This is a genomic window from Microbacterium sp. KR10-403 (assembly GCF_040196215.1).
Classification (GTDB): Bacteria; Actinomycetota; Actinomycetes; order Actinomycetales; family Microbacteriaceae; genus Microbacterium.
The window spans coordinates 253,848-276,067 of the sequence record NZ_JBEGDC010000005.1; the positions used below are offsets into that span (position 1 = coordinate 253,848).

23 protein-coding genes are annotated in these 22,220 nt (G+C 69.4%); 18 read left to right on the forward strand and 5 right to left on the reverse strand.

Annotated elements, in window-relative coordinates; all coding sequences use genetic code 11:
* Nucleotides 1-68 precede the first annotated feature (68 nt).
* The 4 genes from ABMQ42_RS12990 to ABMQ42_RS13005 all read left to right on the forward strand — a co-directional run bounded on the left by ABMQ42_RS12990 (nt 69) and on the right by ABMQ42_RS13005 (nt 4,371).
* Nucleotides 69-1,235 (forward strand): acyltransferase family protein, encoded by a 1,167-nt coding sequence (locus ABMQ42_RS12990; protein WP_349723412.1) that lies wholly within the window; start codon nt 69-71, stop codon nt 1,233-1,235.
* 49 nt (nt 1,236-1,284) lie between these two features.
* Entirely contained in the window at nt 1,285-1,794 is a 510-nt protein-coding gene (locus tag ABMQ42_RS12995) for a glycine cleavage system transcriptional repressor (RefSeq protein ID WP_349723413.1), read from the forward strand.
* An 85-nt stretch (nt 1,795-1,879) separates the two neighbouring features.
* Nucleotides 1,880-3,817 carry a threonine--tRNA ligase gene (gene thrS / locus ABMQ42_RS13000; protein ID WP_349723649.1) on the forward strand — a complete coding sequence of 646 codons (1,938 nt, stop codon included), beginning with the start codon at nt 1,880-1,882 and terminating at the stop codon, nt 3,815-3,817.
* On the forward strand, nt 3,814-4,371 hold the full coding sequence (locus ABMQ42_RS13005; RefSeq protein WP_349723414.1) for an HIT family protein: 558 nt from the start codon (nt 3,814-3,816) through the stop codon (nt 4,369-4,371). Before thrS ends, ABMQ42_RS13005 begins: the two co-directional genes overlap by 4 nt.
* A 4-nt stretch (nt 4,372-4,375) precedes the next feature.
* On the opposite strand, the gene pdxY is transcribed toward ABMQ42_RS13005, so the two are convergent.
* Both pdxY and ABMQ42_RS13015 read right to left on the reverse strand, forming a co-directional pair.
* Nucleotides 4,376-5,227 (reverse strand): pyridoxal kinase PdxY, encoded by an 852-nt coding sequence (pdxY, locus tag ABMQ42_RS13010; RefSeq protein WP_349723415.1) that lies wholly within the window; start codon nt 5,225-5,227, stop codon nt 4,376-4,378.
* Nucleotides 5,228-5,234: 7 nt separating this feature from the next.
* On the reverse strand, nt 5,235-6,572 hold the full coding sequence (locus ABMQ42_RS13015) for an aminotransferase class I/II-fold pyridoxal phosphate-dependent enzyme (RefSeq protein ID WP_349723416.1): 1,338 nt from the start codon (nt 6,570-6,572) through the stop codon (nt 5,235-5,237).
* A 90-nt stretch (nt 6,573-6,662) separates the two neighbouring features.
* On the opposite strand from ABMQ42_RS13015, the gene pdxS reads away from it, so the two are divergent.
* The 13 genes from pdxS (at nt 6,663) to ABMQ42_RS13080 (ending at nt 18,321) form a co-directional block, all read left to right on the forward strand.
* Entirely contained in the window at nt 6,663-7,553 is an 891-nt protein-coding gene (gene pdxS, locus ABMQ42_RS13020) for a pyridoxal 5'-phosphate synthase lyase subunit PdxS (RefSeq protein WP_349723417.1), read from the forward strand.
* Nucleotides 7,543-8,133: a pyridoxal 5'-phosphate synthase glutaminase subunit PdxT gene (gene pdxT / locus ABMQ42_RS13025; RefSeq protein WP_349723418.1), complete on the forward strand. Its 591-nt coding sequence runs from the start codon at nt 7,543-7,545 to the stop codon at nt 8,131-8,133. Before pdxS ends, pdxT begins: the two co-directional genes overlap by 11 nt.
* Entirely contained in the window at nt 8,130-8,663 is a 534-nt protein-coding gene (locus tag ABMQ42_RS13030) for a DUF1697 domain-containing protein (protein ID WP_349723419.1), read from the forward strand. The genes pdxT and ABMQ42_RS13030 overlap by 4 nt, the downstream gene beginning before the upstream one ends.
* Nucleotides 8,664-8,685: 22 nt before the next feature.
* Complete coding sequence (locus ABMQ42_RS13035) at nt 8,686-8,916, forward strand: hypothetical protein (protein ID WP_349723420.1); 231 nt, start codon at nt 8,686-8,688, stop codon at nt 8,914-8,916.
* 60 nt (nt 8,917-8,976) lie between these two features.
* Nucleotides 8,977-9,546, forward strand: a complete 570-nt coding sequence (locus tag ABMQ42_RS13040; RefSeq protein ID WP_349723421.1) for a ribonuclease FAU-1 family protein — start codon at nt 8,977-8,979, stop codon at nt 9,544-9,546.
* 59 nt (nt 9,547-9,605) lie between these two features.
* Nucleotides 9,606-10,367, forward strand: coding sequence for a YebC/PmpR family DNA-binding transcriptional regulator (locus ABMQ42_RS13045; RefSeq protein WP_349723422.1), 762 nt, complete (start codon nt 9,606-9,608; stop codon nt 10,365-10,367).
* A gap of 54 nt (nt 10,368-10,421) precedes the next feature.
* A complete protein-coding gene (ruvC, locus tag ABMQ42_RS13050; RefSeq protein WP_349723423.1) occupies nt 10,422-10,991 on the forward strand; it encodes a crossover junction endodeoxyribonuclease RuvC in 570 nt (189 codons plus the stop codon).
* A gap of 49 nt (nt 10,992-11,040) precedes the next feature.
* Nucleotides 11,041-11,658: a Holliday junction branch migration protein RuvA gene (gene ruvA, locus ABMQ42_RS13055; RefSeq protein WP_349723424.1), complete on the forward strand. Its 618-nt coding sequence runs from the start codon at nt 11,041-11,043 to the stop codon at nt 11,656-11,658.
* A complete protein-coding gene (gene ruvB / locus ABMQ42_RS13060; RefSeq protein WP_349723425.1) occupies nt 11,651-12,679 on the forward strand; it encodes a Holliday junction branch migration DNA helicase RuvB in 1,029 nt (342 codons plus the stop codon). Before ruvA ends, ruvB begins: the two co-directional genes overlap by 8 nt.
* Nucleotides 12,680-12,755: 76 nt before the next feature.
* Nucleotides 12,756-13,223 carry a preprotein translocase subunit YajC gene (locus tag ABMQ42_RS13065; RefSeq protein WP_349723426.1) on the forward strand — a complete coding sequence of 156 codons (468 nt, stop codon included), beginning with the start codon at nt 12,756-12,758 and terminating at the stop codon, nt 13,221-13,223.
* Between the two features lie 31 nt (nt 13,224-13,254).
* Complete coding sequence (gene secD, locus ABMQ42_RS13070) at nt 13,255-15,018, forward strand: protein translocase subunit SecD (RefSeq protein WP_349723427.1); 1,764 nt, start codon at nt 13,255-13,257, stop codon at nt 15,016-15,018.
* Nucleotides 15,018-16,007: a protein translocase subunit SecF gene (gene secF, locus ABMQ42_RS13075; RefSeq protein ID WP_349723428.1), complete on the forward strand. Its 990-nt coding sequence runs from the start codon at nt 15,018-15,020 to the stop codon at nt 16,005-16,007. Before secD ends, secF begins: the two co-directional genes overlap by 1 nt.
* A gap of 61 nt (nt 16,008-16,068) precedes the next feature.
* A complete protein-coding gene (locus ABMQ42_RS13080) occupies nt 16,069-18,321 on the forward strand; it encodes a RelA/SpoT family protein (RefSeq protein WP_349723429.1) in 2,253 nt (750 codons plus the stop codon).
* Here the strand turns inward: ABMQ42_RS13080 and ABMQ42_RS13085 are convergent.
* From ABMQ42_RS13085 to ABMQ42_RS13095, 3 genes are all read right to left on the reverse strand, one after another.
* Nucleotides 18,300-18,863, reverse strand: coding sequence for a hypothetical protein (locus ABMQ42_RS13085; RefSeq protein WP_349723430.1), 564 nt, complete (start codon nt 18,861-18,863; stop codon nt 18,300-18,302). The genes ABMQ42_RS13080 and ABMQ42_RS13085 overlap by 22 nt on opposite strands.
* Before the next feature lie 63 nt (nt 18,864-18,926).
* On the reverse strand, nt 18,927-20,189 hold the full coding sequence (locus ABMQ42_RS13090) for a DUF349 domain-containing protein (RefSeq protein ID WP_349723650.1): 1,263 nt from the start codon (nt 20,187-20,189) through the stop codon (nt 18,927-18,929).
* Between the two features lie 148 nt (nt 20,190-20,337).
* Complete coding sequence (locus ABMQ42_RS13095) at nt 20,338-20,637, reverse strand: dioxygenase (RefSeq protein WP_349723431.1); 300 nt, start codon at nt 20,635-20,637, stop codon at nt 20,338-20,340.
* Nucleotides 20,638-20,749: 112 nt separating this feature from the next.
* Between ABMQ42_RS13095 and ABMQ42_RS13100 the strand changes: the two genes are divergently transcribed.
* Nucleotides 20,750-22,075, forward strand: a complete 1,326-nt coding sequence (locus tag ABMQ42_RS13100; RefSeq protein WP_349723432.1) for a replication-associated recombination protein A — start codon at nt 20,750-20,752, stop codon at nt 22,073-22,075.
* Nucleotides 22,076-22,220 lie beyond the last annotated feature (145 nt).

A 22,220-nucleotide genomic window follows, 5' to 3' on the forward strand; every position in this document is an offset into this window, starting at 1 on the left:
GATGAGAGTCCTCTCAAAGGGCGCGTATCCTCAGCCCACGTTGATAACGACTTTGTAACGTCGAGGGGATGCCAGGTTCCAAACGACTCAATTCGCTGGACGGACTGCGCGGCGTTGCGGCGCTCATCGTGGTGGTGCACCACTGCTTCCTCGTGTCGCCCGCCTTCGCCGCGGCGTACTACGGCGGCCAGACAGGCGACTCGCCCCTGCGGCAGGCGCTGATCTACAGCCCGCTGCATCTGGTGTGGGGCGGCGCAGAGGCGGTCGTGGTCTTCTTCGTGCTGTCGGGATTCGTCCTGGCCCGCGGCATCCGCTCGTCGTCCTTCGACTGGTTCGCGTACTTCCCGTCCCGCATCCTGCGCCTCTACGTGCCGGTCGCCGGCGCCGTGGCGCTCGGGTTCCTCCTGCTGCTGGCGCCGCATGCCGGCGGCCCTGACAGCCCGTGGCTGCAGAGGGACGCGTCCGACTACGACCTCGGAAGCGTCCTGCAGGATCTGACACTCGTCGGCGGCACGAGCGGGGTGGTCTCGCCGCTCTGGTCGCTGCGCTGGGAGGTCATCTTCTCGCTGCTGCTGCCCGTCATCGCCTACGCCGCACGCGTGATCCCCGCCTGGCTGTTCGGTCTCATCTGCGTGGCGCTGTCTGCGATCGGCGCCGGACAGGAGAGCGCCGCGATGCAGTACCTGCCGATCTTCGGCGTCGGTGTGGCGCTCGAAGGGGAGTGGGGCCGCATCGAGCGACTCGTCGGCGGCCTGTCGCGCGTTGCGCGGGGCGTGCTGTGGGGCGGGATGCTGCCGCTCGTCGTCGTGCTGCTGAGCATGCGCTGGCTGCTGCCCACGACGCTGGACCACTCGACGCTCGTGGCTCTCGCGCAGGCGCCGATCGTGCTCGGAGCCGGCCTGCTCGTGGTGATGGTGGCGCAGTGCGCGCCGCTGTCGCGACTCTTCTCGTGGCGACCGATCGCGTGGCTCGGGGCGATCTCGTTCAGCCTCTACCTCGTGCACGAGCCGTTCGTGCTGATCATGGCCAGCGTGACGGGCGCGGCCCGATGGACTCTCCTCACGGCGGTGCCGCTCGCGCTGGTGGTGGCGTGGCTGTTCTGCCGGGTGGTGGAGCGCCCTGCGCACAAGCTCTCACGCCGAGTGCGCGAACGGGCCCGGGCGAAGAGGACCGTCATCGTCGAAGACGCACCGGTGGCAGCTGCCGAGCGCGGGCGAGAACTGACCCACGTGTGACGCGGTGACCCTCGGCATCCCGCCATCGTTCACGCAGTAGGCTCGGCCCATGGCCCACCTCGTGCTCACCGTGGTCGGAGATGACCGCGCCGGTCTCGTGAAATCGCTCGCCGATGTGATCGCCGCGCACGGCGGCAACTGGGAGCGCAGTGAGCTCGCCGAACTCGCCGGCGCCTTCGCCGGCATCGTGCTCGTCGAGGTCGCCGACGACCATCGCGACGCGCTCGTGGCGGGGCTCGAGACCCTCGACCAGCTGCTGCAGATCACCCCGTACACCGGCAGCGAGCCGGTGGAGCCGCCGCCGGGGGAGCGCGTGACGTTCACGGTGCTCGGCAACGACCGCCCGGGCATCGTGCGCGACATCACCCAGGTGCTCGTCGGCGGCGGACTGACCATCGACCGCTTCACGAGTCGCACGGTCGAAGCGCCCATGTCGGGCGGAGAGCTGTTCGAGGCGACGGTGAGCGCGCGTGCCCGTGCCGGCGACGCCGCCACCGACGCGGTCACCGAGCTCGAGGAGCTCGCCGGGGAGATCCAGGTCGACCTCACCTTCGGCTGAGGCGCTCGGCGTGCGCCGATAGACTCGGGTGGTGACCACTCCATCCGACGGCTTCGCTCTGTTCCCCGACCGCTCCGTCGTCGCCATGCGCGTCAATGGCGACCTGAAGGACCTCGCGACGCAGGTCACGGAGACAGACACCGTCGAGCCGGTCACGATCGACAGCCCCGACGGGCTGAACATCCTCCGCCACTCGGCCGCGCACGTCATGGCGCAGGCTGTGCAGCGCATCAAGCCGCAGACCAACCTCGGCATCGGCCCGCCCATCACCGACGGCTTCTACTACGACTTCGGCACCGCCGAGCCGTTCACCCCCGAAGATCTGAAGGCCATCGACAAGGAGATGCAGCGCATCATCCGCGAGGGCCAGCGCTTCGTGCGCCGGGTCGTGACGGAAGAGGATGCGCGGGCCGAGCTCGCGGACGAGCCGTTCAAGCTCGAGCTCATCGGGCTCGCCGGGGGGCCCGGCTCCGGCGCGCACGCGGCCGAAGGCGCCTCCGTCGAGATCGGCGCGGGTGACCTCACGATCTACGACAACGTCAACCGCGACGGAGAGACGGTCTGGAAGGACCTCTGCCGCGGCCCGCACCTGCCCTCGACGCGGCTCATCGGCAACGGCTGGGCTCTGCAGCGCGTCGCCGGCGCGTACTGGCGCGGCAGCGAGAAGAACCCGCAGCTGCAGCGCATCTACGGCACCGCATGGCCGAGCAAAGACGAGCTGCGCGCCTACAAGGAGCGCCTCGAAGAGGCCGCCAAGCGCGACCACCGCAAGCTCGGCAAGGAGCTCGACCTGTTCTCGTTCCCCGACGAGATCGGCTCGGGCCTGTCGGTATGGCACCCGCGCGGCGGCATCATCCGTCAGGAGATGGAGCAGCACGCGCTGCGCCGCCACCGCGAGGCCGGGTACACCTACGTGTACACGCCGCACATCACGAAGAAGGACCTCTTCCTCGAGTCGAACCACCTCGTCACCTACAAGGAGGGCATGTTCCCGCCCATCCGCCTCGACGAGGAGCGCGACGAGAACGGTGAGATCACCAAGGCCGGCATCGACTACTACCTGAAGCCGATGAACTGCCCGATGCACATCCTGATCTACCGGGAGCGCGCGCGCAGCTACCGCGACCTGCCGATGCGGCTCTACGAGAACGGCACCGTGTACCGGTACGAGCTCTCCGGGGCCCTCCACGGCCTGACCCGGGTGCGCGGCTTCACGCAGGACGACTCGCACCTGTTCGTCACGCCCGACCAGCTCGAGGGCGAAGCGACGAACGTGCTCGAATTCGTCCTCTCGATGCTGCGCGATTTCGGGCTGACCGACTTCGAGCTCGAACTGTCGATGCGTGACGACGAGAAGTCGAAGTGGATCGGCGACGAGGAGCACTGGGCGATGGCCACCGACGCGCTGCGGCGCGTCGCGCAGGCCTCCGGCCTGAAGCTCACCGAGGTGCCCGGTGAAGCGGCGTTCTACGGGCCGAAGATCGACCTGAAGACGAAGGACGCCCTGGGTCGCACCTGGCAGCTCGCCACCGTGCAGCTCGACTTCAACCTGCCCGAGCGCTTCGAGCTCGAGTACACCGGCCCCGACGGCGAGAAGCACCGCCCCGTGATGATCCACCGGGCGCTGTTCGGCTCGATCGAGCGCTTCTTCGCGATTCTGCTCGAGCACTACGCGGGGGCGTTCCCGGTGTGGCTCGCGCCGGTGCAGGTCGTGGGCATCCCGGTGGCGGAGGAGTACGCCGACTACCTCGACGAGATCATCGCGCGGCTCAAAGCCGTCGGCGTGCGCGCAGAGGTGGACCACAGCGACGACCGCATGCAGAAGAAGATCCGCACGCACACGACGCAGAAGGTGCCGCTCCAGCTCATCGCTGGCGAGCAGGACCGCGCCGCAGGCGCGGTGTCGTTCCGCTTCCGCGACGGGTCGCAGCGCAACGGCGTCCCGGTCGACGAGGCGGTGCGTCTCATCCGCCACGCGATCGATGAGAAGGCGCTGGTCGACACCGACGAGGACCTGGCATGACCGAGGGGGATGCCCCGGCCGCCGGCATCCCGGATCTCGTCGCCGCCAGCGAGCTGGCCGGTGTGCCCGACGAGTTCCAGCGGCTGTGGACCCCGCACCGGATGGCGTACATCCAGGCGGGTGCCGACGCGATGCGCGCGGCGTGCCCGTTCTGCGCGGCGCCGGAGAAGTCCGACGAGGACGGGCTGATCGTGCACCGCGGCGAAACGGCCTATGCGCTGTTGAACCTCTTCCCGTACAACTCCGGTCACCTGCTGGTGTGCCCGTACCGGCACATCGCCACGTACGACCACGCGACCGACGCGGAGGTCGCCGAGATCGGCGCGATCACGCAGCACGCCATGACGGTGCTGCGCAGCGTGTCGAAGTGCGACGGGTTCAACATCGGCATGAACCAGGGCCGTGTGGCAGGGGCCGGTGTCGACGAGCACCTGCACCAGCACATCGTGCCGCGGTGGGAGACCGACGCGAACTTCTTCCCGATCATCGCGCGCACGAAGGCGCTGCCGCAGCTGCTGGGCGAGGTACGGCAGGCCGTCGCCGACGCGTGGTGAGTGGTCAGCGCACCCGGGTGACCTCGAACTGCATGCGCGGGTCGGCGTAGAACTCCTGCGCCTCGACGAGCTGCAGCTCGCGCGCGCCCGACTCGTGAGTGAGACGCAGCAGATCCCACACGCTCGACGTCGTACGCGCGAGGGCATCGGCGGCGCTGCCCGTGGAGCGGTAGTGCGCGGTGAACAGGGCTGCCGTGACATCCCCCGATCCGTTCGCCTTCAGCGGCAGCAGCGGCGTCTGCACGATCCAGGCACCGGCGTCGTCGACGGCCAGCATCTCGATGGTGCCCTCGGGTTGGTCGGGGCGCTCGACACTGGTGACCAGCACGGTGCGGGGGCCGGTCGCGCGGGCCGCGTCGGCGGACGCCAGCGTGGAGTCGAGGTCGGACGGCTCGGTGCCGGTGAGGTAGCCCAGTTCGAACTGGTTCGGGGTGATGATGTCGGCGGCGGGAACGACGCGATCGCGCAGCAGATCGGGGATGGCGGGGGCCACGAAGCAGCCCGACTTGGCGTTGCCCATCACCGGGTCGCAGGCGTACACGGCGTTCGGGTTCGCGGCCTTCACGCGGGCGACGGCGTCGAGGATGACGTCGGCGATGCCCTCGCCGCCCTGGTAGCCGCTGAGCACGACATCGATCTCGCCGAGCACGCCGCGCTCCTCGATGCCGGTGATGACGTCGCGCACATCGTCGGGGCTGATCATCGGGCCGCGCCACGCGCCGTACCCGGTGTGGTTCGAGAAGGTCACGGTGTACACCGGCAGCACCTCGACGCCGATCCGCTGGAGCGGGAAGACGGCGGCGGAGTTGCCGACGTGACCGTAGGCGACGGCGGACTGGATCGAGAGGATGTTCACCGCTCGATCATCCCACCTTCGAAACAGCGGTCGTGACAGCGGTGGCCAGGTCGGCGGCGAGCTGGTCGGCATCGTCGTCGTCGAGATCGTGCACGGTGAGGCGGAGATGAGTGGATGCCACATCGGTCAGGGTGAAGTCGTCACCGAGCCGCGCCAGCCAGCCGCGCAGCATGAGCCGCTCGCGCACGTCGCGCGCGGGCACCGGTGTGCGAACCCAGACGTTGAGTCCGTCGGTGGATGCTGCGCCCGCCGTCGACGCGTCGCCCCGGTGTGTGGCGAGCCGGGCCAGGAACGCGCCGTTGCGCTGCGCGTAGTGCCGCCCGGCGTCGTCGATCTGGGTACGGACATCGGGGTCGGCGAGGAGCGTGGCCGCCAGGCGCTGCAGGAGGTGGCTGACCCAGGTCGTGCCGGGACTGAGTCGGAGCGCAAGCCGCTCGGCCGTCGTCGGGTCGGATGCCACGATCGCCAAGCACATGTCGGGGCCCAGGAACTTCGATACCGAGCGGACGAGGGCGAACCGGCGGTGTCCGGTCGGCACGATGCTGTGGAAGGGCTGCTGCGAGAGCAACGAGAAGTGGTCGTCTTCGATCACGAGCGCGTAGGGATGGTCGGTGAGGACGTCGCGCAGCGCAGACGCGCGCTCGGCCGAGAGACTGGCACCGGTCGGGTTCTGCGCGCGTGGCGTGCAGATGACGGCCCGGGCCCCGGCATCCATCGCCGCCCGCAGCCCGTCGACGGTCATGCCGTGCTCGTCGACCGGGACGGGGATGGTGCGGTAACCGCCCAGACGCGCGGTCTGGATGCCGGCGAGCCAGCACGGGTCTTCCAGGGCGACGGCGTCGTCGCGCGTGAGCGCCTGCGCGAGAAGCCGTTCGACGGCGTCGACGGCGCCGCTCGTGACGGTGAGCCGCAGGTCGACGTCGGGCAGATCGCGGGCGGTCCAGCCCTGCGCCCACTCTTCGAGCGCCTCGTCGATGACGGGCTCGCCGTACAGCACCGGGCGTCCGACGACCGCGGACAGCGCCGCGGACGGGTCGGGGATGAGCCGCGGGTCGGGATTGCCGGTGCCCACGTCGCGCAGCACGCTGCCGGGCGCGAAGCCCTCCTGCGGGGTGCGCTCGTGGTCGACGATGCGGGTTCCGCCGCGGCCGTGGGTCTGGGCGATGCCGGCCAGCACGAGCTGACGATAGGCGGATACGACCGTGTTGCGGTTGACGGTGAGGCGCTCGGCGAGCGTGCGCACGGGCGGGAGCGTGTCGCCCGCGGCGATGTGCCCGTGGTCGTGCAGCTCGCGGATGCTCTCGGCGATCTCCGCGGCCGTGGAACCGGTGATGCGCGACTCCATGTCACCTCCTTCGTCGACTGTACGCGAACGTGGTACTTTTTGGCATAGGTCAATGGACGTCATTGGCGAGACGAACGTGAGGAAGCCATCGTGTCGGACGGAACCACCGGGGGCGCGCGCGTCAAGCGCGGCCTGGCCGAGATGCTCAAGGGCGGCGTGATCATGGACGTGGTCACCGCCGATCAGGCGAAGATCGCAGAGGATGCCGGTGCGGTCGCCGTCATGGCGCTGGAGCGCGTGCCCGCCGATATCCGTGCCCAGGGCGGTGTGGCGCGCATGAGCGATCCCGACCTCATCGACCAGATCATCGACGCGGTCTCGATCCCGGTCATGGCCAAGGCGCGCATCGGCCACTTCGTCGAGGCGCAGGTGCTGCAGGAACTCGGCGTCGACTACATCGACGAGTCCGAGGTGCTCTCGCCGGCCGACTACGTCAACCACATCGACAAGTGGAACTACACCGTGCCGTTCGTGTGCGGCGCGACGAACCTCGGGGAGGCGCTGCGCCGCATCACCGAGGGTGCGGCGATGATCCGCTCCAAGGGCGAGGCGGGCACGGGCGACGTCTCCGAGGCCACAAAGCACATCCGCACGATCAGTGCTGAGATCAACGGGCTGCGCGCGAAGACGAAGGACGAGCTGTACGTCGCGGCGAAGGAGCTGCAGGCGCCCTACGAGCTCGTCGCCGAGGTCGCCGAGACCGGAAAGCTGCCGGTCGTCCTGTTCGTCGCCGGGGGAGTTGCGACGCCGGCGGATGCCGCGATGATGATGCAGCTGGGTGCGGATGGCGTGTTCGTCGGCTCGGGCATCTTCAAGTCGGGCGACCCGGCCGCACGTGCTGCCGCGATCGTCAAGGCGACCACGTTCTACGACGACGCGAAGGTCGTGGCCGAGGTGTCGCGCGGTCTCGGCGAGGCCATGGTCGGCATCAACGTCGCCGACCTGCCGGCGCCGCACCGCCTCGCCGACCGTGGCTGGTAGCAGCCGGGTCGGCGTCCTCGCCCTGCAGGGTGACGTGCGTGAGCACGTCCGTGTGCTCACCGACCTGGGCGCCGACGTGGTGCGCGTGCGCCGACCCGACGATCTCGTGGGGCTCGGCGGACTCGTGCTGCCCGGCGGTGAGTCGAGCGTCATCGACAAGCTGTCGCGCACGTTCGGGCTGCGCGAGCCGTTGCGCGAGGCGATCGCCGCAGGACTTCCGGTGTACGGCACCTGCGCGGGGATGATCCTGCTCGCGGACCGCATCGTCGACGGCATCGAGGGGCAGCAGACCTTCGGCGGCATCGACGTGACCGTGCGCCGCAATGCCTTCGGCGGTCAGGCCGAGTCGTTCGAGACCGACCTGGACGTCCCTGCGATCACGGGGGCGCCGGTGCGGGCGGTGTTCATCCGCGCGCCGATCGTCGAAGAGGTCGGCCCTGCCGCCGAGACGCTGGCGGCTCTGCCCGACGGGCGGGTCGTGGCCGTGGCGCAGGGGCGGCTGATGGCCACGTCGTTCCACCCCGAGATGAGTGGGGAAGACCGCTTTCACCGGAGGTTCCTCGATATCGTTGCCGCATGACGGCATGGGCGGCACTGCTGCGCGGGGTCAACGTCGGCGGCATCACGATCCGCAGCGCGGACCTCGCCGAGCTCTTCCGCGCACTCGGGTTCGACGGCGTGCGGACGGTGCTCGCGAGCGGCAACGTGGTGTTCGAGACGGATGCCGCGGCCGACGCGCGCGAAGGACTCAAGCGGCGCATCGAGCAGGCGCTGCGGGAGCGCTTCGCATACGACGCGTGGATCGTGCTCGTCACGACCGAGGAGCTGTCGGCGGCCGCCGACGGCTATCCGTTCGACGCGGGCGATGCCGGCCGCCAGCCGTACGTGATCTTCTGCTCCGACGAGGCGATGCGTGACGAACTGCTGGGGGCCGCGGCATCCCTCGACGCCACCGTCGACCCGGTCGAGCCTGGACCCGGCGTGATCTTCTGGAACCCGGAGAAGGGGCATTCCCTCGACACGGCATTTGCGCGGATCCTGGCGAAGGCACGGTACAAGGCGAGCACGACGACACGCAATCTACGCACCGTGGTGAAGATGATCGGCTGACGGCGCGCGATACCGTGTCTGCATGCGTCTGCCCCTCGGAAGCGTCGATGTCAGCGCCAGCGGAGGAACGGCGACGCTGGTGGGCAGACGCGGGGAGGCATGGCCGCGCATCTCGACGCGGGAGCTGAGCGTCGCCGATACACTCGCGCGCCTCGACACGGAGTTCTCGACGGGTCGCTCGGCCCCCGGGTTCGGGGCGTCGGTGCCGTCGGCGGACGGGCCACGCTTTGCGCACGGCCAGGACATCCTGTAGCGCTATGGCAGGCACCTCGAGACCGCGCGCGTCGTGCGCGACGACGAACGAGGACTCGTCGTGTGGATACCGCCCGGCTCGGAGCGCCTCGAGTCCGTCCCTGCGGACGGGCGTCGCACCCGCGACGTGCCGGTGGAAGAGCGCTTCCGCGTTCCGTGGGTGATCCGCCAGGCGTCGTGGACCGGGCCCGGACTGGTTCGCGTGGCGCCGACCGGCAGGCCGTGGTCCGTCTGGTTCTTCCGGCGCGACGACGGCACGCCGACGGGCGCGTACGTGAATCTGGAGCTGCCGCACCGTCGCGATGCCGGCGGTGTGTACTCGCGTGACCTCGTCATGGATCTGTGGGTGGATGCCGGTCATCCGGGGAATGAGGGCGTCTGGCTGAAGGATGTCGACGAGCTCGACGCCACCGTCGCGCAGGGCCGTTACTCGGCCGTTCAGGCAGAGGCGATCCGGTCGCTCGCTGATCTGGCCGGCAGCGAGCTCGTCGCCCCGGGAGCGTGGCCGCTCGACGAGGACTGGGGGCGGTGGGCGCCCTCCCCGGAGATGGACGTGCCGGTGCGCCTGCCCGACTCGGCGGAGGTGCGGGCGGCGCGTGAGCGCTCGGGGCGGGTGAGCGGCGAGGGGTGACGCACGGGTTCTGACATCGTGCGAAAGAGGACAGGCTGAGAGTCCGTACACTGGAAGTCATGTCCGGCCACTCCAAGTGGGCGACGACCAAGCACAAGAAAGCCGTCATCGACGCGCGCCGTGCCAAGTCGTTCGCCAAGCTCATCAAGAACATCGAAGTCGCCGCCAAGATGGGCGGCGCCGACCTCGCAGGCAACCCGACGCTGTACGACGCCGTGCAGAAGGCGAAGAAGACGTCGGTGCCCAACGACAACATCGATCGCGCCATCAAGCGCGGCGCGGGCGTCTCGGGCGAGTCCGTCGACTACCAGACGATCATGTACGAGGGCTACGGCCCGAACGGCGTGGCGCTGCTGATCGAGTGCCTCACCGACAACAAGAACCGCGCTGCGGCCGAGGTGCGCACCGCGCTGACCCGCAACGGCGCGACGCTCGCCGACCCGGGCAGCGTCTCGTACAACTTCGCTCGCAAGGGCGTCATCGTCGTCGGTGGCGAGGGCACGACCGAGGACGACCTGATGCTGGCGGCACTCGAGGCCGGCGCGGAAGACGTCGGGCCCCACGCGGACGGCTTCGAGGTCGTCACCGAGGCCTCCGACCTGGTCACCGTGCGCTCGGCGATCCAGGACGCCGGCATCGACTACGAGTCGGCGGATGTGGAGTTCGTCCCGTCGCTGAAGGTCGAGGTCGACGCCGACACCGCGCGCAAGATCTTCCGCATCATCGACGCACTCGAAGACAGCGACGACGTGCAGAACGTCTACAGCAACTTCGACCTGACAGCCGAGGTGCAGGCCGAGCTCGAGAACGACGACGACTAATCCCGCGGGCGCGCCGCCCGGGCCCGTCTCGGACACCGGCCTAGGGTGGACGGCGTGAGCGGACGCAGCGTGCGGGTGCTCGGGGTGGACCCCGGGCTCACCCGCTGCGGCGTGGGAGTGGTGGATGTCGCTCCCGACCGCTCCGCCCGTCTCGTGTACGTCGGGGTCGTGCGCTCGCCCGCGGATGCGCGCATCGAGTCGCGGCTGGCGACGATCGCGGCCGGCATCCGTGAGGTCCTCGCCGCGCATCGCCCCGATGTGCTGGCGGTGGAGCGGGTCTTCGCCCAGCAGAACCGCAACACGGTGATGGGCACCGCCCAGGCCAGCGGCATCGCGCTGCTGCTGGCTGCCGAGCACGGCATCCCGGCCGCCACGCACACCCCGACCGAGGTGAAGGCTGCCATCACCGGCTACGGCGGTGCCGACAAGCTGCAGGTGCAGACGATGGTGGCGCGCATCCTGCGGCTGGACGCCCTGCCCAAGCCGGCCGACGCCGCCGATGCGCTGGCCCTCGCGCTGTGCCACGCGTGGCGGGGGAGCGGGCCGGAGTCCGCGGGCGCCCGGGGGCCCTTGACCCCTGCGCAGCGCGCCTGGGCCGACGCCGAACGCGCCTCGCGCCGGTGAGACGCGTGTCGGTCGAACAAACGTCCGACGTCCACCGTAGGGTGGACGCATGATCTCTTCTCTGCACGGCACCGTGCTGCATGCCGGGTCCGACGTCGTCGAGGTCGTGGTGGGCGGTGTGGGCTTCACCGTCGCCGTGACGCCGGAGGTCGCGCGTTCCGCGCGGGTCGGCGAGACGCTGCACCTGCACACGAACCTCATCGTGCGCGAAGACGCCCTGTCGCTCTACGGGTTCGCCGAGCGGGCCGAGTGCTCGCTGTTCCAGATTCTGCTCGGGGTGACCGGCGTCGGGCCGAAGTCGGCGCTGGGCGTGCTGTCGGCGATGTCGGTCGACCAGATCGCGCAGGCCGTCGCCGACGATGATGACGCGCCGTTCCGTCGCGTGTCGGGGATCGGGCCGAAGACGGCGAAGCTCATCGTCGTGCAGCTGACCGGAAAGCTGGCGCCGCCGGCGGCGGCGCCCACGGGTGGGGCAGCCGCGTCGCCGGCGATCAGCGGCCAGGTCGTGACCGCGCTGGTCGGGCTGGGGTGGAGCGAGCGCATCGCGGCCGAGGCCGTCGACGCTGTGGCCGCCGATGCGGGCGAGGCGGATCGGGCGAGTGTCCCGGCGCTGCTGCGCCTGGCGCTGGCGCAGTTGGGCCCCGCGCGGGAGGCCGCCCGTGGATGACCTCGATCCCGAGATCCAGGACGAGTCCGAACTGGCCATCGAGGGCGCGCTGCGCCCGGGGTCGCTGGCGGAGTTCATCGGTCAGCAGAAGGTCCGCGGGCAGCTGCAGCTGCTGCTCGACGCGGCCCGCATCCAGCAGCGGCCGGCCGACCACATCCTTCTCGCCGGTCCTCCTGGGCTGGGCAAGACCACGCTCGCGATGATCGTGGCCCATGAGAGCGGGCGTGCACTGCGCATGTCGAGCGGCCCCGCCATCCAGCACGCCGGCGATCTGGCCGCGTTGCTGTCGAGCCTGACGCCGGGCGAGGTGCTCTTCATCGACGAGGTGCACCGCATGGCGCGCTCGGCGGAAGAGATGCTGTACCTCGCCATGGAGGACTTCCGCATCGACATCATGGTCGGCAAGGGCGCCGGGGCCACCAGCATCCCGCTCGACCTCGCCCCCTTCACCCTCGTGGGCGCCACTACCCGGTCGGGGCTGCTGCCCAACCCCCTGCGCGACCGGTTCGGGTTCACCGCTCACCTGGAGTACTACGAGCCCGAAGAGCTCGAAGAGGTCATCGCACGCTCGGCGGCGATGCTCGACATCCCGTTGCCGCAGCCGGCGCGCGCGGAGATCGCCCGGCGCTCGCGTGGCACACCGCGCATCGCGAATCGCCTGCTGCGGCGCGTCCGCGACTACGTGATCGTGCATGGGGCGGATGCCGCGGGAACCGTGGATCCGGCGACCGTCGACGCCGCGCTCGATCTCTACGACGTCGACGCGATCGGACTGGACCGACTCGACCGCGCTGTGCTCGACGGCCTCATCCGCCGGTTCCACGGGGGACCGGTGGGCCTGAACACGCTGGCCGTCACCGTGGGCGAAGAGGCGGAGACGATCGAGTCCGTGGTCGAGCCCTATCTGGTGCGCATCGGGTACATGGCCCGCACCCCACGAGGGCGCGTGGCCACGCCCGAGGCCTACAGGCACCTGGGGATTCCCCGCTCGGACGGGGCCCTGAACCTCGATGACCTATAATCGCTGAAGGCTTTCCCCGATCCCCCTCCGGCAGTGCCGCCGCGGCATGCCGACCTTGAAAGGTGTTTACCCCCGCATGATCTTTGCGCAGACGACAGCCGCCGCCGCCGACACAGCGTCTTCGGGAGGCATCGCCACGTTCTTCTCCCAGTACGGACTGATCATCCTGCTGGTCCTGCTGCTGGTGTTCATGTTCTGGAGCTCGCGTCGCCGCATGGCGAAGCAGAAGACGGAGCAGGAGGCCAAGGCCCGCCAGACGGTGCCGGGCGCCGAGGTGCTGCTGCAGGGCGGCCTGTACGGCACGATCATCTCGTACGACCCCGACAACCTCGACCAGCCGGCCATCGTCGAGCTCGCTCCGGGCGTGGACATCAAGGTGCACAGCCAGGCGATCCTGCGCGTCGTGACCCCGACCGACGAGGCGCCCGTGGTCGATGAGAGCATCGACGACGCGCCCGCCGCGCCGCAGATCGAGACGGCGGAGGAGACTGCAGATCGTCTCAACGCCGAGAAGAACGACAAGAAGGACACGCCCGAGGCCTGATCGGGCCGCCCCGCGAGAAAGCTGACCCTCCGTGGCCGCATCCACCCCCGTCAAGCACGCTTGGCGCGCCCTCCTGGGCCTTGTCATCGTCGTCGCCGTCCTGGCCGGCATCAATGCCCTGGGCGTCTACGTGTTCAAGGGCGCCTCCTGGGCGCCCGAACTCGCCCTCGACCTGCGAGGCGGCACGCAGATCATCCTGCAGGCCAAGACTCCTGACGGCTCCAAGCCGACCACCGACGAGATGGCGCAGGCGGCCACGATCATCCGGCAGCGCGTCGACGCGTCGGGTGTCGGCGAGTCCGACATCCAGACCCAGGCCGGCAATCAGATCGTCGTGCAGATCCCCGGCAAGGCCGACGACGAGACGCGGAAGCGCATCGAGGCGTCTGCTCAGATGCAGCTGCGCGCCGTGCTGTATGCGGGTGCACCCGCCACCAGCTACGTCGGCGAGGACAACAAGGAGACCCCGTATCCCACGCCGGCCGCGACGCTGGAGGCGACGCCGACCGCATCGCCGTCCAACGCGAGCGACCCGAGTTGGATCACGCCGAAGCTGCAGGCGCAGTTCCTCGCCTACGACTGCGACAATCCCGACAACGATCCCGCGGATGCGCCCAAGGACGAGCCGCTGATCACCTGTGAGACGGATGGTTCGGCGAAGTACATCCTGGGCCCTGTCGAGAGCAAGGAGATCGACGGCAAGACGGTCTACCTGGACGGCTCGCGCATCAAGACGGCCAGCTACGGCACCAACTCGCAGACCGGCGAGTGGCAGGTGGATCTGAAGTTCGACGCCAACGGCACGACGATCTTCTCCGAGGTCAGCGTGCGCCTCTACGGGCTGAAGAGCGAGTCGCCGCGCGACCAGTTCGCCTTCGTGCTCGACGGCAAGGTGATCTCCGCCCCGGCGATGAACGGCGTCATCACCGACGGCAACCCGTCCATCACCGGAAACTTCAACGAGCAGACGGCGAAGACGCTGGCCGACCAGCTGAAGTACGGTGCTCTGCCGCTGAGCTTCACGGTCGTCAGCTCTGACACGATCTCGGCGACGCTCGGCTCGCAGCAGTTGCAGATCGGTCTGATCGCGGGTCTCATCGGCCTGGCGCTCGTCGCCCTCTACTCCCTGATCAGCTACCGCGCGCTCGGGTTCGTCATCATCGCCTCGCTTGCGGTGATGGGCGTCATCACGTACCTGATGCTGTGCATCCTCGCGTGGCGCATGGGCTTCCGCCTGTCGCTGGCCGGCGTCGCCGGTCTGATCGTGACGATCGCGTTCACCGCCGACTCGTTCATCGTCTACTTCGAACGAATACGCGATGAGCTGCGCGACGGCAAGTCCATCACTGGCGCCGTCGAAGACGGCTGGGCCAGTGCGAAGCGCACGATCTACATCGCGAAGGCCGTCAACATCCTGGCCGCCGTGGTGCTGTACATCCTGGCGGACGCCACGGTGAAGGGCTTCGCCTTCACCCTCGGCCTGACCACCGCCATCGACATCCTGATCTTCATCCTGTTCACCCACCCGGTGATGCAGCTGGTCGCCCGCACAAGGTTCTTCGGCGAGGGGCACAAGCTGTCGGGCATGGATCCGGACGCCCTGGGCGCCGTCTACCGCGGACGCGCGCAGTTCGTCGCTCCGGCCGTCGAAGGCAAGGGTTCCGCTGCCCGGCGCACCGGCCGCTCCCGCAAGGAGGCCGAACGGCGCCAGACCATCGCCGAGCGGAAGCTCGCGGAGGAGCGTGAGGCCAAGGAGAGCCAATCCACCACCGTCAAGAAGGGGGCTGATCGCTGATGGGCGCCATGAGCCGGTTCGGCAACAACCTCTACTCGGGCAAGGTCTCCTTCCCCTTCGTCCCCAAGCGGCGACTGTGGTTCATCATCGCCGGTGCGCTCGTCGTGCTGTCGGTGCTGGTGCCTTTCGTGCGTCCCGTGCAGTTCTCCATCGAGTTCACGGGCGGTTCGCAGTTCACCGTCTCGGGCGTCAGCAATCCGGATCAGGAGACGGCCACCGCGGCTGTGGTGTCGGTGGTGTCGGATGCCACCACCAAGGTGACCACGGTCGGCACCGACGCGGTGCGCGTGCAGACGAACCAGATGACCTCCGACGAGACCCAGGCCGTGCGCGAGGCGCTGGCGAAGGCGTTCGACGTCGAGATCGACGAGGTCACCGCATCGTTCATCGGCCCGAGCTGGGGAGCGGACGTGACCCGGCAGTCGCTCTGGGGCCTGGCGATCTTCCTGGCGCTGACCTTCCTGATCCTCGCGCTGTACTTCCGCACCTGGAAGATGTCGGCCGCGGCGATCATCGGCCTCGTCGACGTGCTGGTCATCACGATCGGCATCTACGCAGCGGCAGGATTCGAGGTCTCGCCCGCAGCGGTCATCGGATTCCTCACGATCCTGGCGTACTCGCTGTACGACGTGACGGTCGTGTTCGACAAGATCCGCGAGAACACGCATGAGGACGGCGAACATGCCAACCGCACGTTCGCGGAATCGGTGAACCTCGCGGTCAACCAGACGCTGGTCCGGTCGATCAACACGACCGTGGTGGCGGTGCTGCCGGTCGGGGCGATCCTCTTCATCGGGGCACTGTGGTTGGGTGCGGAGACGCTCAGTGACATCTCGCTCGCGATCTTCGTGGGCATCATCGTCGCGGCGTACTCGACGCTGTTCGTGGCATCCCCCCTCTACTCACTGTTCCGCGAGGGCGAGCCCGCCCTCAAGGCACACGATGCGAAGGTGCGCAAAGCGCGCGCCGCATCTGCCGTGACCGCCTGACGAAGGGCCGGCGGGTGCGCCGGGCGTAGGATTGTCGGAATCGACGCAGAGGGGGCGGAGCATGGCCGAGACCGTCTCTCCTGCGCAGAGTTCCTCGCTGCGACGGCTGGTGCCGAGGATCTTCTCGCGGGCCGCCCGGCGTGACGATGTCGAGCAGCTTATCCGCACCGTCCGTGCGCATCACCCCAAGGGCGACCTGTCCATTCTCGAACGGGCATATGCCACGGCCGACGAGGCCCATGCGGGGCAGAAGCGGCAGAGCGGCGAGCCGTACATCACCCACCCGCTGGCCGTCGCACAGATCCTCGCAGACCTGGGCCTGGGCCCGCGGGCGGTGGCCGCAGCGCTCCTGCACGACACCGTCGAAGACACCGACTACAGCCTCGCCGAGCTGACGCGCGACTACGGCGACGAGGTCGCGATGCTCGTCGACGGCGTCACGAAGCTCGACAAGGTCAAGTACGGCGAGAGCGCGCAGGCCGAGACCGTGCGCAAGATGATCGTGGCGATGTCCCGTGACATCCGGGTGCTGATCATCAAGCTGGCGGACCGTCTGCACAACGCCCGCACCTGGGGCTTCGTGCCGCCGGAGAAGGCCAAGCGCAAGGCGACCGAGACCCTGGAGATCTACGCTCCGCTGGCCCATCGCCTCGGCATCCAGACCATCAAGGCAGAACTCGAGGACCTGTCGTTCGCCGTGCTGCAGCCCAAGCTGTACGCCGAGATCGACAGCCTCGTCAAGCAGCGCACCCCGCAGCGCGAGCAGTATGTGCAGACCGTCATCAAGGACGTCGAGTCCGACCTACGCGACCTGAAGATCCGCGGTCAGGTGATGGGGCGGCCCAAGCAGCTGTACTCCGTCTACCAGAAGATGATCGTCCGCGGTCGCGAGTTCGACGACATCTACGACCTCATCGGCATCCGCGTGCTCGTGAACACCGTGCGCGACTGCTACGCGGTGCTCGGTGCCATCCACGCGCGTTGGACGCCGCTGCCGGGGCGCTTCAAGGACTACATCGCGACCCCGAAGTTCAACCTCTACCAGTCGCTGCACACGACGGTGATCGGCCCTGGCGGGCGCACCGTCGAGATCCAGATCCGCACGCACGAGATGCACCAGCAGGCCGAGTACGGCGTCGCCGCGCACTGGAAGTACAAGGAGCGGATGAACGGCGGCAAGTCCGACGGCCGCGTGGACGCCGACATGGCCTGGCTCGCCCGCATCTCGGACTGGCAGGCGGAGACGGCCGATCCGGGGGAGTTCCTCGACTCGCTGCGCTTCGAGATCGGTGCCAAGGAGGTCTACGTCTTCACGCCGAAGGGGCGTGTCATCGGACTCCCCGCCGGCGCCACCCCCGTCGACTTCGCCTATGCGGTGCACACCGAGGTGGGGCACCGCACCATGGGCGCGAAGGTCAACGGGCGCCTGGTGCCGCTCGAGTCGGAACTGCACTCCGGTGATGTCGTCGAGGTGTTCACGTCGAAGAATCCCGACGCGGGGCCCAGCCAGGACTGGCTGAGCTTCGTCAAGAGCACGCGTGCGCGCAGCAAGATCCGCGGCTGGTTCACGAAGGAGCGCCGCGAGGAGGCCATCGAGCAGGGCAAGGAGGCCATCGCCCGGGCGATGCGCCGGCAGAACCTGCCCCTGCAGCGTCTGATGAGCCAGGACTCGTTCGCGGAGGTGGCCCAGCAGCTGCGCTACGAAGACGTGTCGGCGCTCTACGCGGCGGTCGGCGAGGGGCATGTCTCGACCCAGTCGGTGCTGGAGAAGGTCACGGCTCTCGTCACGGCGAACGAGACCGCGACCGGCCCGATCGATCTGCCCCCGCATGGCGGCAAGCCCCGTTCGCACCGCGGAGGCAGCGACTCCGGCATCCTCGTGCGCGGGGCCGACGACATCCTCGTGAAGCTGGCGAAGTGCTGCACCCCCGTGCCCGGCGACAAGATCGTCGGCTTCGTCACCCGCGGCAGCGGCGTGTCGGTGCACCGCGCCGACTGCACCAACGTCAAGGCGCTGATGGCGAACCCCGAGCGGCTGATCGAGGTGGAGTGGGCGCCGACGTCGAAGAGCGTGTTCCTGGTCCAGATCCAGGTGGAGGCGCTCGATCGCTCGGGGCTGCTCAGCGACGTGACGCGCGTGCTCAGCGATCACCACGTCAACATCCTGTCGGCCACGGTCAGCACGGGCGACGACCGGCTGGCGATCAGCCGTTTCGTGTTCGAGATGGGCGACACCGTTCACCTCGACCGAGTGCTGAACGCGGTGCGGCGCATTGAGGCCGTGTACGACGTCTATCGCGTGACGTCGAGCTGACCCGCGCTCGCGATCCACTCCTGCAGCAACCGTCGAGCGAGGCGTTTGCCCGGCAGCGGACCGGTGTCGTCGAGCGCGGCGAGGGCGGCGGCCGCGGTCACCGTCCGGGAGTCGATGAGACGGCGCGCGATCTGGATGTCGTGCGCCCCGCCGGGACGGAGCAGGTCTCCCACCGTGCGGGCGGGAGTGGCCACACGGACTCCGCCGACGCGGGTGAGGTCGGCCTCGGGGATCGGGGTGTCGTGGTACTCGAGTCGTCGGTCGATGACGTGATGCAGGCGTCGGGTGCCCACTCGCTGCACGCGGTGGCGAGCGGGCGGTTCGTCGATGCCGCCGTGGATCCATGCGGCGCTGAGGCCCGTGGCCGCGAGTCCGTCGCCGAGCAACGGCGCGATCGAACCGGCACGGAGGGCTGCGGTCTCGACGGCGTCCGCCGGTATGTAGGCGTCGCCGACGGCGACGAGGTGCCCGTCCAGACACGCCGCGGTCAGTTCGGCGGCGGAGAGGCGGTCACCGGGGAAGTACAGATGCGCGGAACCCATACCGGCAGTGTGCCGGAGCGCACGACACCGGGGAGACGGGATGCCGCCGCCTGTGGATAACCGTCAGCCGCCGACGACCTTCAGCCAGGCCTTGCGTGTCTCGAGGGCTTCGGCCGCAGCGGCGATGGCACGGGCGTCACCGGACGCCTCGGCGTCGGCGAGCTCCTGCTCGAGCTTCGCGATCGCGTCGTTCAGCTGCCGTGACATGTCGTTGGCGCGCGCCTTGGTCTCGGGGTTGTTGCGCTTCCAGTCGGCATCCTCGCGGCCGCGGACGTTCTGCTCGATCTTGCGGAGCTCGTCGTCGAGCGCGCGCTCCTTGTCACGCGGGAAGATGCGACCGATCTCATCCCAGCGGCGCTGGATCGCGGTCAGCGCCTGACGCGCCTTCGCGATGTCGGGCTCGTCGACGATGGGGCGGGCCTCGTCGAGGAGCGCCTTGCGCGCCTCGATCTTCTCGCGCGACGCCTCGACCTCGGCGGACTCGCGGTCTGCGCGAGCTCCGTACAGCACGTCTCCGGCCGCCTTGAACCGCGCCCACAGCGCGTCATCGGCCTTCTTGCCCGCGCGCCCTGCGTTCTTCCACGCGTCCAGCAGATCGCGATAGGCACCGATGCCGTCTTCGCCGCGCGGCGCGAGGGCCTCGGCGCGTTCGATCAGTGCGGTCTTGCGTGCGCGTGCGGCCTTGTGCACGTCATCCAGTTCGGCGTAGAACTCGCGGCGCGCGCGATCGAGCGTCGAGCGCGCGTCGCGGAACCGCTTCCAGAGCTTCTGCGCGACGGACTTCGGCAGGCGCGGCCCGTGGGACTGCTGCTCCTGCCACTGTGCGAACAGCTCGTTCAGCTCAGCGGTGGTCTGCTTCCACTGCACCGAGCCGAGATCACGCGCGGCGAGGGCCTCAACGCGCTCGACGAGGGCGGTGCGCTCGGCGATCGCGGCGTCCACGGCTTCGCGAGCGGCGGCGGTCTCGGCCACAGCGGCTTCTTCGAGCTCTGCGGTGAGCGCATCCAGCCGGGTCACCAGACCCTGAAGGTCGCCGACAGCGGCGGCACCGACGGTCTTCTCGCGAACGCTCGCGGCCGTGCTGCGCAGATCGGCGGCGGGGGCGCCGCCGCCGCGGTGGCGCGCTTCGACCAGTGCGACCTCGCCGGCGAGATCCGCGAACTTGCGCTCGAAATAGGCGAGCGCCTCTGCGGGCGTCCCGTCGGGGTATTCGCCGACGACACGCCACTCGTCGCCCTCGCGCACCGAGACGACGCCGCTGTCGTCGACGCGGCCCCATTCCTCGGAGGTCGACGTCTCGACGTCGACGACGGGGGCGGGCTGCACCTTGCGCAGCGCCACGGTCGGGGGCGCGGGAACGGGGGGCGTACGGGGAGTGTTCTCTGCGTCGGCAGTCACGGGAGCACCTCATCACGGCTGGCGCCGTCGGCGGGGGTTGAAAGGAACTCCCAGCCTAGTACGTCCGGCGCGTCGGTCACGGAGTCGTCGTCGGCGCCGGGGTCGCGGCATCCGTCACCGCGGGCGTCGGCGTCGGCGTGACCGTCGAGGTGGTCGTCGGCGACGGCTCCGGCGCGGGCTTGCCCGGGCCTGCCGTGTAGTAGGCGACCTGCGCGCCTAGGATCCCCAGCAGCAGCACGGCGCCGACGACGCCGCCGATGATGTTGTCGCGCGTGCGCCGTCGCTCGCGGCCGGCGTTCACCTCGAGCCGTGCCTGGTAGGCACGGGCTCGCTCGCGCTGGACGCGCGCGTCTCTGTCATTGGCACGGGGCGCCACGGGGCCTCCTCAACACTGCGGTTCCCGGCACGATCCGGGCCGGGACGATCCTACGCAAGGTCGCTATGTGACGACAAAGGGCGATGTCCGCGACCGCGACTAGCCTTGAGGTGTGACGACCGCATCCGCCCTGTTCGCCGGCCACACGCCGTTGGCCGTGCGGATGCGTCCCACCTCTCTCGATGAGGTCGCGGGGCAGAAGCACCTGCTGCGTCCGGGCTCGCCGCTGGTGGCTCTGGCGAACGCGGATGCCGCGTCCGCCGCATCCGTCTCCGTCATCCTCTGGGGGCCGCCCGGCACCGGCAAGACGACCCTCGCGCAGGCCATCGCGCGCTCGTCGGGGCGGCGCTTCGTCGAGCTCTCCGCGGTGACGGCCGGCGTGCGCGACGTGCGCGAGGTGATGCAGGAGGCACTGAACCAGCGCGACCTGTACGGCCAGTCGACGATCCTGTTCCTCGACGAGATCCACCGCTTCACGAAGGCCCAGCAGGACGCCCTGCTGCCCGGCGTCGAGAACGGTTGGGTCGTGCTCATCGCCGCGACGACCGAGAACCCGTCGTTCTCGGTGATCTCGCCGTTGCTGAGCAGATCGCTGCTGCTCACGCTGCAGCCGCTGAGCGACGAAGAGCTCGGTGTGCTCATCGACCGCGCTGTCACCGACGCCCGCGGGCTGGCCGGTGAGTACACCCTCGACGACGACGCGCGGGCCGCGCTCGTGCGGCTGGCTTCGGGCGATGCGCGTCGGGCGCTCACCTCGCTCGAGGCCGCGGCGTCGCTGGCAGCGCCGGGCGACGACGACGCGACGCCGGCGATCACCGCCGAGAATGTGTCGCAGGCCGTGGACAAGGCGCTGCTGCGCTACGACAAGCAGGGCGACGAGCACTACGACGTCATCAGCGCGTTCATCAAGTCGATCCGCGGCTCCGACGTCGACGCCGCGATGCACTACCTCGCGCGGATGATCGAGGCGGGGGAGGACCCCCGCTTCATCGCGCGGCGCCTGGTGATCTCGGCGGCCGAAGACATCGGGCTCGCCGACCCGCAGGCGCTGCAGATCGCGGTCGCGGCGGCCGATGCCGTGGCGTTCATCGGCATGCCCGAGGGGCGCATCCCGCTCGCCGAGGCCACGGCGTACCTGGCGACCACCGCGAAATCGAATGCGGCATATCTGGCCATCGACAAGGCCATCGCGGATGTGAAGGCAGGCGGGTTCGGCCGTGTGCCCGCGCATCTGCGCGACGCGCACTATGCGGGGGCGAAACGGCTCGGGCATGGCAAGGGGTACGTGTACCCGCATGACATCGAGGCGGGCGTCGCGACCCAGCAATATCTGCCGGACGAGCTGCGCGGGCGCCGCTACTACGAGCCGAAGGCACTCGGCGCTGAGCGCGACGTGCAGGCCCGGCTGGAGAAGATCCGGCGGATCCTGGGGGAGTAGCCGACGCCCGGAACACGCGGTCTGATAGCATGGATCGGCTCGAAACCGTGTTTTCGGGCATCCCCCTCCTCCGACCAAGACCTTCCGGCATGCCCCGGCGTGCAGTCCCGAAGGGCGAGGAGTGGGAGATACGTCCGCGAGCCGT